Source organism: Pseudomonas sp. RIT-PI-q, from assembly GCF_001297125.1.
In the GTDB taxonomy this organism is placed as follows: Bacteria; Pseudomonadota; Gammaproteobacteria; order Pseudomonadales; family Pseudomonadaceae; genus Aquipseudomonas.
In genome coordinates this window covers 57389-70072 of sequence record NZ_LHPC01000028.1, presented here as the reverse complement: position 1 = coordinate 70072, position 12684 = coordinate 57389, and the positions used below count along the sequence as shown (strand labels likewise).

Below are 12684 nucleotides of genomic sequence, written 5' to 3'. Positions count from 1 at the left end.
CGCGAGCGAGCTCGCTCCTACGGGTGTGGGAGAAGGTCAGGCCGCGTTGGCGCGTTTTACCCGATGAGGAATGTCGTCATAAGCGATCAGTACCCGTTCCATGCGGCGCGGGTAATCGCCGTAGTTGTAGACCGGGTAATGCAGCGTCGAGCGGTTGTCCCAGAACGCCACCGAGTTTTCACGCCATTTGAAGCGCACCTGATGTTCGGGTTTGTTGAACTCCAGCAGCAACCGATCGATCAGTTGCTTGCTCTTCTCGGGCGTCCAGCCGATCACCGAGGGATTTTGCGAGAAGTTGATGAACAGGCCGTCCTCGCCGGTTTCCGGGTGGGTGCGCACCAACGGGTGGGCGAGAATCGGGTAGTCGTAGCCGACCTTGTCCAGCGAAGACTTGAAGTCGTGGACCACGTGCAGGTTATCGATTTCGGCGCGCAACTCATCGGGCAAGGCGCGATAGACCGCTCCGGTATCGGCCCACAAGGTATCGCCGCCCACGGGGGGCAAATCGACGGCGCGCAAGACTGCGCCAAGGGTGGGGCGCAGCAGCCAACTGGTGTCGGTGTGCCAACGGCCGCTGATCCTTGGGCCGTACAACTTGCGTTCGTCCTGCGCTTGAATCAGGTGCGCTTGCGGTTGCGTCGGGTCGTTTTGCTGGGTAGTCGGGTGGACGTAGAGTTCGCCAAATTCACGGGCGAAAGCAATCTGCTGTTCAGTGGTGATGAGCTGGTCGCGGAAGAAAATCACTTTGTGTTCGAGCAGTAAATGGCGCAGTTCATCGCGCAGCGCCGGGGTCAGTGGCTGGCGCAAATCGATGCCACTGATTTCGGCGCCGATGGTCGGCTCCAGGCGGGTGACGTGGAGGGTTTCGGTGGGGTGTGAGTCGGTGCGGTGCAGGACAGCGGACATGATGTAAATCCTCTCGATTATGGGTTCAGCCTCCGCCTGGAGAGGGGTCGGATGTTTGATGGGTGAAGCAATGGTGGCAGCAGCACAATCCCTGTAGGAGCTGTCGAGCCTGCGAGGCTGCGATCGGCCCTGTAGGAGCTGTCGAGCCTGCGAGGCTGCGATCGGTTCTGTAGGAGCTGTCGAGCTTGCGAGGCTGCGATCGGCTGCGAAGCAGTCGTAAAATCAAGCAGCGCGGTGGATCAGGAAAACCGCGTACTCAGGGTTTACGACTGCTTCGCAGCCGATCGCAGCCTCGCAAGCTCGACAGCTCCTACAGGGCCGAACGCAGCCTCGCGAGCTCGACAGCTCCTACACGGATTTTTGCTAGATCACATAGAACCCATGCGTACCATCGCGGGCCAGTTGGTCGACCAGGCCGAACTCCCAGTCCAGATAGGCTTGCATGGCTTCGCGAGGGTTGTCGGTGCCTTCATAAGGGCGGCGATAGCGGTCGATGCGCGGTGAGGCCAGATGACTTTCGCCTTCCTCCAATGGCAGTTGCGCGGTGATCCAGCTGGCCGTGCCGTCCTTGAGCAAAAACACATCCTTGCCGGTCAACGCCGCGACCTCGGCGACGGCCAGTCGTGCCAACTGGCTGCTGCCGCAGGTCAGCACATAGCGTTGTGCGGCTGGGATCCTGGCCAGGGCTTCGCGCAGTTGCCCACGCAACACCCACCACGCGCCGGGGATATGACGCTTGACGTAGTTGGCGCTGCTGGTGAAATCCAGCACCACGCTGTCGCCATGGGTCAGCCATTCGGCCAGGGTTTCGGGGCTGATTTCCTCGGCCTGCTGCGGCGCGGGGACCGGCGCCTCCCAGGCTCCTTTTTCGCTGAAATGCGCAGGTTGCAGGTCATCCAGCACGTGCACTTCCCAGCCCAGTTGCGCGAGCCAGGAAGCCGACATGTTGGCGCGCACGCCATCGTCGTCGACCAGCACCAGACGTGCGCCGCGCACACTGGCGAAGTGATCGGTTTCCTGCACCAGTTGGCCGCCGGGTGTCGAGCGGGCAGAGGGCAGGTGACCGGCTTCGAATTCTTCCGGAGTGCGCACATCGAACAGGTACGTGCTGCGGGTTGGTTCTTGTTGCCAGCGTTGCAGGTCGGCCAGGTTGGCACGACCGACCAGGGCTTTATCGGCGACGCGACGGGCATCCTGGGCGGCGATTTGCCGATGTTCTTCACTGGTCGGCGCGAATCGGCGCGACTGGCCGTGCTGCAGTTTTTGCCCGGCCAGGGTCCAGCCGATGGTGCCGTTGCGCAAGGCTGAAACCGGGTTGGCGATGCCGGAATTGATCAGCGACTGCGTGCCGATGATGCTGCGTGTGCGTCCGGCGCAGTTGACGATAATCCGCGTCGCCGGGTCGGGTGCCAGCTCTCGGGCGCGCAGCACCAGTTCCGCCCCCGGTACGCTGATGCCGGTGGGAATGCTCATGGTCTGGTATTCGTCGAACCGCCGGGCGTCGAACACCACGACGTCGGCCTCGCTGTCGAGCAGCGCCTGAACTTCTTCCGCCGCCAGGGACGGCGTGTGGCGCTGGCTTTCCACCAGTTCGCCAAAGGCTTTGCTCGGCACATTGACGTCGATGAACAGTTCGCCACCGGCAAGGCGCCAACCGTCCAGCCCACCTTCAAGCAGGCTGACATTGACGTAACCCAGGCCTTGCAAGCGCTGGGCGGCAAGGCTCGCCAGACCTTCGCCGTTGTCGTAGACGGTGACCTGGGTATCAAGCCTCGGAATGCGCGAATACACCTCAAGCTCAAGTTTGGACAAGGGAATGTTGGCCGCGAACAGCGGGTGCGACTCGGCGAACGGCGCTTCTTCGCGCACATCGACCAGCGCCAGTTCTTCATGTTTCAGCAGTGCCTGACGAATCTCGGCGTAGGAGCGGGTAGGTGCAGTGCTCATAGGGCTTGGTTCTCTTTGGACAAATCCCAGATGTTGGGGAGATAGGCGTTGGAATAACCGGAGATAAACAGTTTCTCGCTGCCATCGGGTTGGTACACCGCGCGGCGTACGGCACCGATGTTGGCGCCATAGACATGGATGCTGATGGAGACCTGATCATCGAATGCATTGCTGACTTGATGAATGTCGCCAATCTTCGGCGACACCGCCTCGACCTGACCCGGTTGCAGTTTTACCCGCTGGCCCTCGGGCACCAATGTGCCGTCAGGGTTGCGTGCGAAACCCTGCGCGAACTCCGCACCGCGCAACATGCCGATCAGGCCCCAGACTCGATGATCGTGGATCGGCGTGCTTTGCCCCGGCCCCCAGACAAAACTGACGATACTGAAGCGCTGCCGTGAATCGGCATGCAGCAGGTATTGCTGATAGCGCTCCGGGTCTGGCTGGGCAAAGTCGTCCGGCAGCCAGTCGTCATGGCTGACCAATTGCGCAAGCAACTTGCCGCCGCGATGCAGCACATCGCCCTCGCGCGGGTTGCCGTCGATCAATTCCGCCAGGGCGCCTATAAATGCTCTGAGTCTCTCCGGGTGTCGGGCCTGGGTCATGGCGATTCCATTGTTCGTTGTGAAAGATGACACCTTGATTTAAGCATAATGTTTTAGATCAATATGCGATTGTTTAATGATTAGGTTATAGCTGAATGGAATTTGAAACCCTGATGCTTACATAACCCATGTGGGAGCGGGCTTGCTCGCGAAAGCGGTGTGTCAGTCGATAAAAATGTTGAATGCCAGACCGCTTTCGCGAGCAAGCCCGCTCCCACATTTTGATCTTCATAAGGCGTCAAGGCGCGGTGGGCTATCCAGATCCGAACAATAGAACTATGCTTTTCAGACATCTTATTGACTGTTCTCTATGTGCGGGCCAAATGAAAATTGACGATATCGATGCCTTTGTCGAAGTGATTCGTTGCCAGTCCATCAGCCATGCCGCCGAGTCGCTGCAACTGACTCAGCCGGCGATCACGCGGCGCGTGCAGAACTTTGAGCAGGCGTTGGGCGTGGAGCTGTTCGATCGCAATACAAAACCGCTCAAGCCCACGCTGATCGGTACGCGGGTGTATGAGCAGTGCCGTTTGATCCTGCGGGAAATGGATGCCTTGCGCGAACTGGTCGCCACCGACGCGCCGCCCACGGGGTTGCTGCGCCTGGGCGTTCCGCAAACCATCGGCGACGTGGTGCTGCTCGATGCACTCAAGCACCTGCGAATGGAATACCCGGATTTGCGTGCCCAGGTGGCCACGGGCTGGGGCAGCCAGTTGGTCGGCAAGATCGAGCGCGGAGAACTGGACGCGGCTGCGGCACTGTTCCCGGCCGGGAAGATTTTCCCCGACAACATTGTTGGCGAGTCGATCGGCAAGATGGAGTTGGTGGTGGTCTGCGCCAAGGCCCAATTGCCCAAGCGTCCGTGCAAACTGGCTGACGTTTACCAGAGTGGCTGGATTCTCAACCCCGATGGCTGTGGTTTCCGCGCCGGTTTGCAAAGAACGTTGTCGGACCAGGGCCTGGCCTTGCGGGTCAATCTGGAAACGTTCGGTACTGAATTGCAGTTGGGCCTGGTTGCCGATGGCCTGGGCCTTGGCCTGGTGCCGCGTCCGTTGCTGGAGCGCAGTGCTCACTTCGAGCAACTGGCGGTTATGCCGCTCAAGGATTTCAAGCCGGTGATGGACCTGTGGCTGATCTACCCGCACTTTCTCGGCAACCTGCAAGGGCCGGTCGATGCCTTTGGCAAACTGGTCGCCGGGTCGCTGCAGAAGATCAAGAGCGCTGCATGATGAGAAAGCAGGGCTATCATGAAAAAAAATGATAATTAGCTTAGATTAAAATGTGCTTTTTATTATTTTTTCGCTTCCCATAGGCTGGCTGGAATTCTTAAGGCCATCCAGGAAGTTTTGCCATGAGTAGCGTCAGTCCGTTATCCAGCCCTTCGAAAAATGTTCGCCAGCGCGTCAGCCCCGAAGAATGGGAAGTGCGTGTCAAACTGGCCGCCGCCTATCGGTTGGCGGCCTTGTTCAAGTGGACCGATCACATCTACACGCATTTTTCCGCACGGGTGCCGGGGCCGGACGAGCATTTCCTGATCAATGCCTTCGGGCTGTTGTTCGATGAAATCACCGCCTCCAACCTGGTCAAGGTCGACATCGACGGCACCATTGTCGATGACCCGACCGGGCTGGGCATCAACTACGCCGGCTACGTGATTCACAGTGCGATTCACGGTGCGCGTCCCGACTTGCAAGCGGTGCTGCATACCCATACCCGTGACGGCATCGCGGTGTCGGCGCAGCGCGACGGCTTGCTGCCGATTTCCCAGCATTCCATTGGTTTTTCCGGGCGCATTGCCTATCACGGCTACGAAGGCGTGGCGCTGGACCTCGACGAGCGCGAGCGCCTGGTGGCTGACCTGGGCGACAAGAGCGTGTTGATCCTGCGCAATCACGGGCTGTTGACCGCCGGCATCAGCGTGGAACATGCGTTCCAGCAACTGCACGGCCTGGAGCGCGCCTGCAACATTCAGATCGCGGCTCAGGCCGGTGGCAACGCCGAGTTGATCTTCCCGCCGGCCGAAGTCGTGGCCAAGGTCGAGAAGCAGGCCGAGGTGTTCAAAAGTGGCGACGGGCCGGGTGTTGCGCGGCACTGGAATGCATTGATCCGGCAGTTGGAACGCAGCGATATCGCTTACAAAGAGTAGAGCAGTCAGGGCATCAAACCGGCCACTCGATAGGATTCGATCATTTGGTCGTACACAGAGATGTCGTTGCGCCCACGAGACACCAGTTGCGCACCTTGAATGGCTGCAAACACCGACAGTGCCTGCCGTTCAAGTGCCTCTGGCTGAATGTCCGGTTGTTTCAACGCCAGCACCTTGGCCAACCATTCGACGTTCGCGTCGGTAAACCCGTCCACCTCGACCCGCACTTCGGCCGGAAGGTCGTGGTGCTCGGCCGCCATGATTCCGCACAGGCACATCCGATTGTCGTTTTCCAACGCAGCGCGGAAGGCCGCCGTGTAGGCCTTCATCATCGCTGCCGGGTCCTGTGATTCCACCAGCAACTGATCCAGATAACCACGGGTGTCGTCGGTATAACGCCGAGCCAGCGCCGCACCCAAATCGCCCTTGGTGGGGAAGTGGTAGTGGATGCTGGCGCTCTTGATCCCCACTTCTTTGGCCAATTCGCGAAAACTCAAGGCGTTGTAGCCGCGAGCCTGCACGACCCTGCGGGCTGCTTGCAGGATGGTCTGCTTGGTGTCCATTACCGTCATAATGTATTTGCCTACCTACTGATAGATATTTGTTGACCTGGTCGATCGTTGGCCGCATTGTCTACCTCCCGATAGATAGATGGCAATGGAGTTCACGTGAAGATCTACGACATCCCTGGTTTTCCTAGCCCGTTACGCATTCGGGTCGTCATCGCCGAGAAGGCCTTGGCGTCCAAAATCGAGTTCATCAAGGTCGATTTGCCGGCCGCGGAACACAAGCAAAGCGCTTTCCTGGCGATCAACCCGACCGGCACGGTCCCCGTTCTGGAGCTGGATGACGGCACGTACCTGTCCGAATGTACGGCGATTACCGAGTACCTCGACAACCTTGAAGGCAGCCCCACGCTCACCGGCAACACGCCGAAAGAGAAAGGGCTGATTCACATGATGCAGAAGCGCGCCGACGATCAACTGATCGATGCCATCGGCATCTATTTTCACCACGCAACCGACGGGCTCGGAGCGGCGCTTAAGCCATTTAAAAAGCCCGAGTGGAGCGACCGCGTCGTGTGGGGCGAGATGCACCGTGACAAAGCCATCAACGGCATGAAGTATTTCGACCAGGTGTTGAAAACCCAGCCGTACGTGGCGGGCGATCAATTCTCGATGGCGGATATCACCGTGTGGGCGGGGTTGATTTTTGCCGGGTTCGCGCAGATCGCGATCCCTGATGAATGCACGGCACTGGTGGCATGGAACGCCAAAGTCAATGAACGGCCAAGTGTGAAGAATCCGGCCTGACCGTGGGAGTAGTTTTGTAGGAGCGAGCTTGCTCCGGGCGGCGTTCCGACGATGAACTCGAGAGCGCCGCGTTTAGTCAGTCAACACGCGTTATCGTTAACGACCATCGCGAGCGAGCTCGCTCCTACAGGGGCGAGCCCATTTTTGTGATCAAGCGACTTTTTCCGCCGCTTGCCGTTCACGCTCGGCCACCAGCTGGCGAGTCAGCGGGATCAAACGCTTGCCGTAGTCGATGGCATCGTTGAGCGGGTCGAAGCCACGGATCAGGAACGTGGTGATGCCCAGGTCGTAGTAATCGAGCAGAGCTTCGGCCACTTGTTCCGGAGTGCCCACCAATGACGTCGAGTTGCCTTGCGCGCCCAGCAAACCGGCGATGCCGGTCCACAGTCGTTTGTCCAGTCGCGAGCCTTGAGCGGCGGCTGCCAACAAGCGGCGAGAGCCTTCGTTCGGTGGTTCGCGACGGACAAAACCGTTCTGCTCGGCCAGCGCGGTGGCCTGTTGCAGGATGCGCTCGGCGCGTTCCCACGCCTGCTCTTCGGTGTCCGCCAGAATCGGTCGCAACGACAAACTGAAGCGAACGCTGCGCCCATGCTTGGCCGCCTCGGTACGCACCTGATTCACCACATCGCGCACTTGCTCGTAGGTCTCACCCCATAGCGCATAGACATCGGCGTGCTTGCCCGCGACCTCGATGGCGGCCGTCGACGAGCCACCGAAATACAGCGGAATGTGCGGCTGGTGCGGCGACTTCACGGTCGAGTGCGCGCCTTCGACCTGGTAATACTTGCCCTGATAATCGAACGGTTTTTCGCTGGTCCATTCCTGACGCACCACGTCGAGGTATTCGTCGGTGCGGGCATAGCGCTCGTCCTTGCCGATATGACTGCCATCGGCGCGCAGTTCGCGGTCATCGCCGCCGGTGATGATGTGCACGGCGGTGCGCCCGCCATTGAAAACATCGAGGGTCGTGAACTGGCGTGCGGCCAAAGTCGGCGCGGCAAAACCCGGCCGATGGGCGATGAGGAACTTGAGGTTTTTCGTCACGCTGGCGGCATGGGAGGCAATCAGGGTGCTGTCCGGACTGTTGGAATGGAAGGCCACCAAGGCGCGGTCGAAACCCGCTTCTTCATGGGCGCGGGCGACTTTCTCCACGTACTCGGGCTGCAAGGTCGGGCCGCTGCGGGGGTGGATTTCCGAAGAGTGATGGCCGCCGATGTAGCCGATGAATTCAATACTCATGGTGAGTTCCTTTTCTTTGTATAGGCGCGATTGATGCCTCCACCTGGCAGGGGGTCGGTCTGTGGTGTCGAAAGTAGGCGAGCGAGGTGGGCCTGTGAAATGCCGTTTTGTTCTAAGTTAATTATTAAATTAATGAATCATGATTGCTGATTGATATCAGTAGCGTGCATTTTAATCCTGGCTAGCGTCAGCGCCCGGAAGGGCTGGGACCTGAGCCTATTAATTATGCAAATAATTTATCTAGCCTGTGTTCTATCTGATTTTTAATCATATTAGGTTATTCCTAAAAAGAATTTCACTGCGGTTTTTTATGCGAATAGCATGAAACCGAAGCTGACGCATGGCGCCTCCGGCCATGTTCTTTAAAGGGAAGGAAGCCTGATGACTGAAAAGACTTTCGATACGCCGAGCGCCAGTGGCTCGTTTTCCGTCGATAAGGCCGCACGCCTCACCGGTGATTTACAGGGCGCGTCGAGGTTGATCCCCAACTGGGTGCGCAATTGGCGCACACCCGAAGTGTTGCTGCGTTTGCTCAGCCCGATCGCATTGCTGCTGTTGTGGGAACTGGCCTCTCAGGCGGGGCTGATTCCGCAACGGGTCATCGCGGCGCCGTCGCAGATTGGTGGCACGCTGTGGGCGATGATCGTTTCCGGGGAGTTGGGCAAACACTTGCTGGTATCGCTGCAACGAGCGCTGTTGGGCTTGAGTATCGGTGTCAGCGTCGGTGTCGTCGCGGCACTGATCACCGGCCTGTCAAAACGCGGCGAGGTGATCCTCGATTCGCCGATGCAGATGCTGCGCACCATTCCTTCGCTGGCACTGGTGCCACTGTTCATTCTCTGGTTCGGCATCGGCGAGTTCACCAAGATCGCGCTGATCGTCACCGGTACGACTTTTCCGGTGTACCTGAACCTGTTCGCCGGCATTCGCAACATCGACCCTAAGCTGATCGAGGCCGCCAACACCCTGGGCCTGAATCGTCGCGAGTTGATCTGGCACGTGATCTTGCCGGGTTCCTTGCCTTCATTCTTTGTCGGCTTGCGTTATTCCCTGGGGATTTCCTGGCTGGCGCTGGTGTTCGTCGAGCAAATCAACACCACCGCCGGCATCGGTTTTCTCGCCAGCGATGCACGGGACTTCATGCGCACTGACGTCATCGTTATCTGCCTGCTTATTTACAGCGTCCTCGGCTTATTGATCGACGGACTGATCCGCACGCTGGAGCGTTTTGCCCTGGCCTGGCGCCCATCCTTTGTGAGGAATTGATATGTCGAGCATCGATCTTTTCGACGCGGCTAAACCTGCTCAATCAACGGCACCGGTACAACTGCGCAATGTGGTGCGCCAATTTGGCCAGCAACGGGTCATCGACGGTCTGGACCTGGACATCGCACCGGGGGAATTCGTGGCGCTGCTTGGCGCCAGCGGTTCGGGCAAGACCACGTTGCTGCGTAGCCTGGCGGGCCTGGACAGTATCGACAGCGGCCAGTTGCTGGTGCCGAAGGCGCGGGCCGCCGTGTTTCAAGAACCCCGATTGATGCCCTGGAAACGCGCCTGGAAAAACGTGATTCTCGGCCTGCACATCCCGGACGCCAAAGCGCGCGCGGTGCAGGCCCTGACAGAAGTGGGGCTGGCGCATCGGCTTGAGGCCTACCCGGCGACACTCTCCGGTGGCGAAGCGCAACGTGTGGCATTGGCCCGAGGCCTGGTGCGCGAGCCCAAGCTGTTGCTGCTCGATGAACCGTTCGCCGCGCTCGATGCACTGACGCGGATTCGCATGCATCGGCTGATCATCGAGTTATGGCGCAAGCACAATCCGGCCGTGCTGCTGGTCACCCATGACGTCGATGAAGCCATCCTGCTGGCCGATCGGGTCATCGTCCTGGCCAACGGCAAGATCGCCGAACAATTGTCCATCGACCTGCCACGGGCTCGCGATACCGGGCAGCAGGGTTTTCAGGAAATCCGGGCGCGCCTGCTGAGTTTGTTGGGCGTTGAAAGCGAAACCGTTGCCGTGGCCGAGCGCCAGGCTTCTAACAGTACCGTCCGGCGTTTTGCCCATGGCTGATGCAGGTTTCGAATTTTTGCCACAGGGAAGTTACGCCATGCCGATCCGCGTCTGGAAATCCTCGATTGTGTTGCTGTCTGCCGCCGCACTGTTGCTTAGCGGTTGCGGTAACCCGGTCGAGAACAAAACCTCATCCGCTACAAAATCCGACTTGTCCGGCGTCACGCTCATCCTGGGCGATCAGGCCAAGGGGTTGCGCACCGTGGTCGAGGCGGCGAACGCCTTCGAGGGCATCGACTACAAAGTTCAGTGGGCGAATTTCCAGGGCGCCGCGCCGCTGTTTGAAGCGTTGCGCGCCGGCGCGGTCGATCTGGCGCCGGCCGGTGATACGCCGGTACTCGCCGCCGCGACCGGGGGCACGCCGTTGCGCATCGTCGCGGTACGGCGCAGTCAATCGAGGGGGATTGCGATCCTGGTGCCAGCCGACTCGGCGATCCACAGCGTCGCGGATTTGAAGGGCAAAAATGTCGTGGTGTCTTCCGCCCGAGGCAGCATTTCCCAGTACCTGTTGATTCGTGCACTGGCCAATGCCGGGGTCGATGAGAAGGATGTCAACGTCGGCTTCGTCCTGCCGACCGATGCCTTGTCCGCATTCAATGCCGGGAAGATCGAGGCCTGGGCCACGTTCGGTATCTATCAGGCCTTCGCGGAACAGCAGGGCGCGCGCGTGCTGATCACCGGCGAGGGCATCAACACCGGGCTGACCTTTATTACCGCCTCCGATGAAGTCCTGACCGACCCGCTCAAGCGCAAAGCGCTCAGTGACGTGTTGCAACGTTTCGCCAAGGCATTCGAGTGGGCCCAGAAGAACCCGGATGAGTACGCGCGGGTGTTTGCCAAGGTCAACGATATTCCGCTGGACGTCTCGCAACGGCTGCGCAGTTGGGGCGACGAATCGCTATTGCCGGTGGAGGAACGCGATGTTCAGGCATTGCAGCAAGTCGATGACTTGTTCGTGGAAAAGAAGATCTTTCCCCATCGCGTCGATGTGCAAAAACTGACGGATACTCAAGTGTTTTCGGCCGAGTCGTTGGTGTTGAGCCAATCAACGGCCACGAAGTGAACCCCGCCAGGGCCGTCGGTTGAAAATACCCGGCCCTGTTTAGAACGATTATTTCTTTCGGTTATTTAGATAGACGCCGACTGCATATCCATAACCAAGAAAACTCTGTTGTTGTTTGCAGGGTTTCTGTCATTAAAGCCGAATGTTTGTGGTAGCAGACATTCAGGCTCCATCCACTCCGCTTAAGTCGCTTGAGCATTCATTGCAGCTGTTTGATCGTCATCTTGTTGCGCTTGGATCATTGCTTAGAATTCGCTCCATCAGCTTTGTCCAACTCTCCAATCCTTCAGGGAACAACACCATGATGAACGCCATGCAGATGCAAATGCCGATGAACGCCAACATGCCGATGATGCCGATGATGGGCATGCCGATGATGATGGCGACCATGACCTGCGAAATGATGGACGACGGCATGATGTGCAAGATGATGCCGGCCGCTGGCATGGACATGGCCATGTTCAAGAACAGCGCTGAAATGATGCAGATGATGATGAACTGCGGCATGCCGATGATGATGCACTGCGGCAACATGAGCATGATGTGCATGTCCCAGGCGAGCATGACCATGCCGATGATGAACATGATGATGCCGATGCCAATGATGGGCATGCCGATGCCGTCGATGAAGTGCGTGATGGAATGCACCATGATGGACGACTGCATGATGTGCAAAATCATGCCGATGGCCGGCATGAACATGGACATGATGAAAAACTGCTGCACCCTGATGATGAAAATGATGAACGACTGCAGCATGCCGATGATGATGAGCTGCAACGGCATGCCGCTGATGTGCTGCACCTGCTGATTGCTGTGGCACCGCCGCTTCTACATTGGATGTTGATTGCTTTCAGGTAGCGCACTGCGAGCCGAAAACGAAAAAAGCCCGGCTGATCAGGCCGGGCTTTTTGTTGGGTACGGTTAAGCCATTTATTCAGACTGCGCGGCTTTCGATCAGGCGGTCAGAGCCACCTTCGGCAACGCGATTCTGGATCAGACGATCCGAACCACCTTCAGCAACGCGGTTTTCGATCAAACGATCCGACCCACCTTCAGCGACGCGGCTTTCGATCAGACGATCCGAACCACCTTCAGCGACGCGGCTTTCGATCAGACGATCCGAACCACCTTCAGCAACGCGGTTTTCGATCAGACGATCCGAACCACCTTCAGCGACGCGGCTTTCGATCAGACGATCCGAACCACCTTCAGCGACGCGGCTTTCGATCAGACGATCCGAACCACCTTCAGCCACACGACTTTCAATCAGGCGATCCGAGCCGCCTTCAGCGACAACCGGGTGAGCAGAAGTAGCGGCGAAAGCGTTAACTGCAAAAACCGAGAACGCAATGCTGAGGATGATTTGGCGTTTCATGATCGTGTGCTCCGGGGTG

Annotated in this window: 13 protein-coding genes; 7 read left to right on the top strand and 6 right to left on the bottom strand. The window is 58.7% G+C overall.

Features of this window, described 5'->3' with window-relative positions; all coding sequences use genetic code 11:
- Positions 1-36: 36 nt before the first annotated feature.
- From AEQ67_RS12805 to AEQ67_RS12795, 3 genes are all read right to left on the bottom strand, one after another.
- A complete protein-coding gene (locus AEQ67_RS12805) occupies positions 37-906 on the bottom strand; it encodes a TauD/TfdA dioxygenase family protein (RefSeq protein WP_059404222.1) in 870 nt (289 codons plus the stop codon).
- Between the two features lie 363 nt (positions 907-1269).
- Complete coding sequence (locus AEQ67_RS12800; RefSeq protein WP_059404221.1) at positions 1270-2853, bottom strand: rhodanese homology domain-containing protein; 1584 nt, start codon at positions 2851-2853, stop codon at positions 1270-1272.
- Positions 2850-3458, bottom strand: coding sequence for a cysteine dioxygenase (locus tag AEQ67_RS12795; protein ID WP_059404220.1), 609 nt, complete (start codon positions 3456-3458; stop codon positions 2850-2852). The genes AEQ67_RS12800 and AEQ67_RS12795 overlap by 4 nt, the downstream gene beginning before the upstream one ends.
- 323 nt (positions 3459-3781) lie before the next feature.
- Between AEQ67_RS12795 and AEQ67_RS12790 the strand changes: the two genes are divergently transcribed.
- Together AEQ67_RS12790 and AEQ67_RS12785 are read left to right on the top strand one after the other, a co-directional pair.
- Entirely contained in the window at positions 3782-4687 is a 906-nt protein-coding gene (locus AEQ67_RS12790; protein ID WP_059404219.1) for a LysR family transcriptional regulator, read from the top strand.
- 122 nt (positions 4688-4809) lie between these two features.
- Positions 4810-5604, top strand: a complete 795-nt coding sequence (locus AEQ67_RS12785) for a class II aldolase/adducin family protein (protein ID WP_059404218.1) — start codon at positions 4810-4812, stop codon at positions 5602-5604.
- A 5-nt stretch (positions 5605-5609) separates the two neighbouring features.
- On the opposite strand, the gene AEQ67_RS12780 is transcribed toward AEQ67_RS12785, so the two are convergent.
- Positions 5610-6176, bottom strand: a complete 567-nt coding sequence (locus AEQ67_RS12780) for a TetR/AcrR family transcriptional regulator (RefSeq protein ID WP_059404217.1) — start codon at positions 6174-6176, stop codon at positions 5610-5612.
- Positions 6177-6272: 96 nt separating this feature from the next.
- Here AEQ67_RS12780 and AEQ67_RS12775 point away from each other — a divergent pair, with 96 nt between their 5' ends.
- The gene (locus AEQ67_RS12775; protein WP_059404216.1) at positions 6273-6917 is read left to right on the top strand and encodes a glutathione S-transferase; all 645 of its coding nucleotides are present in this window, start codon (positions 6273-6275) and stop codon (positions 6915-6917) included.
- Positions 6918-7067: 150 nt separating this feature from the next.
- On the opposite strand, the gene AEQ67_RS12770 is transcribed toward AEQ67_RS12775, so the two are convergent.
- On the bottom strand, positions 7068-8156 hold the full coding sequence (locus tag AEQ67_RS12770; RefSeq protein ID WP_059404215.1) for an LLM class flavin-dependent oxidoreductase: 1089 nt from the start codon (positions 8154-8156) through the stop codon (positions 7068-7070).
- 381 nt (positions 8157-8537) lie between these two features.
- Between AEQ67_RS12770 and AEQ67_RS12765 the strand changes: the two genes are divergently transcribed.
- The 4 genes from AEQ67_RS12765 to AEQ67_RS33775 all read left to right on the top strand — a co-directional run bounded on the left by AEQ67_RS12765 (position 8538) and on the right by AEQ67_RS33775 (position 12098).
- On the top strand, positions 8538-9422 hold the full coding sequence (locus AEQ67_RS12765; RefSeq protein ID WP_059404214.1) for an ABC transporter permease: 885 nt from the start codon (positions 8538-8540) through the stop codon (positions 9420-9422).
- A 1-nt stretch (position 9423) separates the two neighbouring features.
- Positions 9424-10224, top strand: a complete 801-nt coding sequence (locus tag AEQ67_RS12760; RefSeq protein WP_059404213.1) for an ABC transporter ATP-binding protein — start codon at positions 9424-9426, stop codon at positions 10222-10224.
- A 37-nt stretch (positions 10225-10261) separates the two neighbouring features.
- On the top strand, positions 10262-11287 hold the full coding sequence (locus AEQ67_RS12755) for an ABC transporter substrate-binding protein (RefSeq protein WP_059404710.1): 1026 nt from the start codon (positions 10262-10264) through the stop codon (positions 11285-11287).
- Positions 11288-11588: 301 nt separating this feature from the next.
- Complete coding sequence (locus AEQ67_RS33775; protein ID WP_082377833.1) at positions 11589-12098, top strand: hypothetical protein; 510 nt, start codon at positions 11589-11591, stop codon at positions 12096-12098.
- A 126-nt stretch (positions 12099-12224) separates the two neighbouring features.
- On the opposite strand, the gene AEQ67_RS12745 is transcribed toward AEQ67_RS33775, so the two are convergent.
- Positions 12225-12665 (bottom strand): hypothetical protein, encoded by a 441-nt coding sequence (locus AEQ67_RS12745; protein WP_059404211.1) that lies wholly within the window; start codon positions 12663-12665, stop codon positions 12225-12227.
- Positions 12666-12684 lie beyond the last annotated feature (19 nt).

What these genes read in the sequence shown, in the direction of transcription:
- AEQ67_RS12745 (WP_059404211.1), bottom strand. Translation starts at nt 12,665, where the DNA reads ATGAAACGCCAAATCATCCTCAGCATTGCGTTCTCGGTTTTTGCAGTT.
- AEQ67_RS12795 (WP_059404220.1), bottom strand. Translation starts at nt 3,458, where the DNA reads ATGACCCAGGCCCGACACCCGGAGAGACTCAGAGCATTTATAGGCGCC.
- AEQ67_RS12805 (WP_059404222.1), bottom strand. Translation starts at nt 906, where the DNA reads ATGTCCGCTGTCCTGCACCGCACCGACTCACACCCCACCGAAACCCTC.
- AEQ67_RS12800 (WP_059404221.1), bottom strand. Translation starts at nt 2,853, where the DNA reads ATGAGCACTGCACCTACCCGCTCCTACGCCGAGATTCGTCAGGCACTG.
- AEQ67_RS12765 (WP_059404214.1), top strand. Translation starts at nt 8,538, where the DNA reads ATGACTGAAAAGACTTTCGATACGCCGAGCGCCAGTGGCTCGTTTTCC.
- AEQ67_RS12755 (WP_059404710.1), top strand. Translation starts at nt 10,262, where the DNA reads ATGCCGATCCGCGTCTGGAAATCCTCGATTGTGTTGCTGTCTGCCGCC.
- AEQ67_RS12770 (WP_059404215.1), bottom strand. Translation starts at nt 8,156, where the DNA reads ATGAGTATTGAATTCATCGGCTACATCGGCGGCCATCACTCTTCGGAA.
- AEQ67_RS12790 (WP_059404219.1), top strand. Translation starts at nt 3,782, where the DNA reads ATGAAAATTGACGATATCGATGCCTTTGTCGAAGTGATTCGTTGCCAG.
- AEQ67_RS12780 (WP_059404217.1), bottom strand. Translation starts at nt 6,176, where the DNA reads ATGACGGTAATGGACACCAAGCAGACCATCCTGCAAGCAGCCCGCAGG.
- AEQ67_RS33775 (WP_082377833.1), top strand. Translation starts at nt 11,589, where the DNA reads ATGATGAACGCCATGCAGATGCAAATGCCGATGAACGCCAACATGCCG.
- AEQ67_RS12785 (WP_059404218.1), top strand. Translation starts at nt 4,810, where the DNA reads ATGAGTAGCGTCAGTCCGTTATCCAGCCCTTCGAAAAATGTTCGCCAG.
- AEQ67_RS12760 (WP_059404213.1), top strand. Translation starts at nt 9,424, where the DNA reads ATGTCGAGCATCGATCTTTTCGACGCGGCTAAACCTGCTCAATCAACG.